The 2,970-nt window shown below is 42.3% G+C and carries 2 protein-coding genes; both read left to right on the top strand.

The genetic code is table 11. From position 1 onward, the window contains the following. A partial coding sequence (pilB, locus tag B4033_RS00345; RefSeq protein WP_286831047.1) for a type IV-A pilus assembly ATPase PilB occupies positions 1-1,627 on the top strand: 1,627 nt, incomplete at its 5' end. A 31-nt stretch (positions 1,628-1,658) separates the two neighbouring features. Next, positions 1,659-2,891: a type II secretion system F family protein gene (locus B4033_RS00340; RefSeq protein WP_253170170.1), complete on the top strand. Its 1,233-nt coding sequence runs from the start codon at positions 1,659-1,661 to the stop codon at positions 2,889-2,891. Positions 2,892-2,970: the final 79 nt, after the last annotated feature.

The raw sequence follows: 2,970 nt of genomic DNA, 5'->3' as shown, positions 1-2,970 counted from the left end.
GCAGGGTGCTTTGAGCAGGGCCAAAAAAGATAAAATTGATATTATTCCCTATCTGATTGAACATCACCGCCTCTCGCCAACCAAAATCGCAGAAACGATTTCTCTTGAATTCGGTGAACCGCTATTTGATATCAGTGCTTATGATCCTGCCCTGATCGTACGCGAAGATTTTGATGAAAAAATCATTACCAAACATCGCGTGCTGCCGATCTTTAAAAATAGCAATATTCTGTTTATCGCGACCAGCAACCCGACCAATATAGAAGCAATTGATGCCGTTCGTTTTGCGACCAAACTCAATATTGAAACCATCATTGTTGAACATAATAAACTCGAAAAACTGATCGAGCAGAATTTTACTGAAGAAAGCACCTTTGACTTTGATGATGATTTTGATCTTGATGTCGATATTGACGGTTCAAATGCCAATCAAGACACTGAAGAAGAAAATAAGGGTGATGAAGCCCCTATTGTTAAATACATCAATAAACTTCTGATTGATGCAATCCGTATGGGTGCATCTGATTTACACTTTGAACCTTATGAAAAAATGTACCGTGTGCGTTACCGTGTCGACGGGGTCTTGCGTCAAATCGCCACGCCACCTTTACAGCTTGCAACACGTCTGGCTTCACGTCTTAAAGTTATGTCACAAATGGATATTTCCGAGAAGCGTGTGCCTCAAGATGGCCGGATCAAGTTAAAACTCTCTAAAAATAAGGCTATCGATTTCCGTGTCAACTCACTTCCAACCCTGTTTGGGGAAAAACTGGTACTGCGTATTCTGGATCCATCGAGTGCCATGTTGGGTATTGATGCTTTGGGGTATGAGCCTGATCAAAAAGCCTTATTTATGGAGGCACTAGATAAGCCTCAAGGTATGCTGTTAATTACCGGTCCGACAGGCTCTGGTAAAACTGTATCTCTTTATACCGGTTTAAATATCCTGAATCGTGAAGACACGAATATTTCAACTGCTGAAGATCCAGTTGAAATTAACCTGCAAGGGATCAACCAGGTTAACGTCAATAATAAAGTCGGCCTAACCTTCTCTGCTGCCTTGAAATCATTTCTGCGCCAGGATCCTGATATTGTCATGGTCGGTGAGATCCGTGACCTGGAAACTGCAGAGATTGCAATCAAGGCAGCACAAACAGGTCATATGGTGATGTCAACACTACATACCAACAGCGCACCAGAAACCCTGACCCGTTTACGTAATATGGGTGTGCCATCATTTAATATTGCCACCTCGGTGAATTTGGTGATTGCTCAGCGTTTGGCGCGTCGCCTTTGTCCACATTGCAAAAAACCGGCAGATATTCCACGTCAGAGCCTGCTTGAAATGGGCTTTAGCGATGATGATTTACAGAATCCGGAATTTAGTATTTTTGAACCTGTCGGATGTAACGAATGTCGTGAAGGGTATAAAGGTCGAGTCGGTATTTATGAAGTCATGAAAGTGACACCAGAGATTTCACGTATTATTATGGAAGATGGCAATGCAATTGAGATTGCCGAAGCTTCCGCACGCGCAGGTTTTAACAATTTACGCCGATCAGGGTTATTAAAGGTAATGCAGGGGGTGACTTCTCTTCAGGAAGTCAATCGTGTTACCAGCGAATGATCAGGTGCTGCTATAAAATAAGGATAAACTCATGGCTTCAGTGAAAAAAGGTCAAATGATGCCGACCTTCACCTATGAAGGGGTAGACCGTAAAGGTATAAAGATTAAAGGGGAAATACCTGCACGTAACCTCGCCTTGGCCAAGGTCACGTTGCGTAAGCAGGGTATCAGTATCAAGAGTATTCGAGAAAAAAAGAAGAATATTCTTGAAGGCCTGATGAAGAAAAAAGTGACCACACTGGATATTACCATTTTTACCCGTCAGCTTGCTACCATGATGAAAGCCGGGGTACCACTCGTACAAGGCTTTGAAATTGTGGCAGAAGGCCTTGAAAATCCTTCAATGCGCGAGGTTGTACTCGGGATTAAAGGTGAGGTTGAGGGCGGAAATACCTTTGCAGGTGCACTGCGCAAGTATCCTCAATACTTTGATAAGCTATTCTGTTCGCTGGTTGAATCCGGTGAACAATCGGGTGCTTTAGAGACCATGCTGGATCGTGTTGCGATTTATAAAGAAAAAAGTGAACTGTTAAAGCAGAAAATTAAAAAAGCAATGAAGTATCCAATCACTGTCATCGTAGTGGCGATTGTTGTTACGATTATTTTGATGGTCAAAGTTGTTCCTGTGTTCCAGGAACTTTTCCAAGGCTTTGGCGCTGACCTACCTGCTTTTACTCAGATGGTAGTCAACATGTCGAATTGGTTCCAGCAATACTGGTTTCTATTAATTATCTTTATTGGTATTGCAATTACAGCATTTTTAGAAGCTAAAAAGCGTAGTAAAAAATTCCGTGATTTCTTGGATAAGGCTGCACTAAAAGCACCTATCTTCGGTGATCTGGTTTATAAAGCGATTATTGCCCGTTATAGTCGTACTCTGGCAACGACTTTTGCTGCTGGTGTTCCATTAATTGATGCACTGGAATCAACTGCAGGCGCGACCAATAATGTAGTTTATGAAGATGCTGTCATGAAAATTCGTGAGGATGTTGCTACTGGCCAACAACTGCAGTTCGCCATGCGTGTTACCAACAAGTTTCCTTCTATGGCCGTGCAAATGGTCTCGATTGGTGAAGAATCTGGTGCACTAGATGCCATGCTGGATAAAGTTGCGACCCATTATGAAAATGAAGTCGACAATGCTGTTGATGGCTTGACCTCCATGATGGAGCCTTTAATTATGGCTATTCTTGGTGTGCTTGTAGGTGGTCTTGTTATTGCGATGTATCTGCCAATCTTCCAGATGGGTTCTGTGGTTGGGTAATTAAAAGGTTTTCTATTTTGTTCAATGAAATTATTAGTTATTTAATCCAAAACCCGACTGCGCTCTATATTGCAGTCGG

Origin of the sequence: Acinetobacter sp. UBA3132, from assembly GCF_002364825.1 — a bacterium.
Classification (GTDB): domain Bacteria; phylum Pseudomonadota; class Gammaproteobacteria; order Pseudomonadales; family Moraxellaceae; genus Acinetobacter; species Acinetobacter schindleri.
This window is presented reverse-complemented; position numbering and strand designations above follow the sequence as displayed.

What these genes read in the sequence shown, in the direction of transcription:
- B4033_RS00340 (WP_253170170.1), top strand. Translation starts at nt 1,659, where the DNA reads ATGGCTTCAGTGAAAAAAGGTCAAATGATGCCGACCTTCACCTATGAA.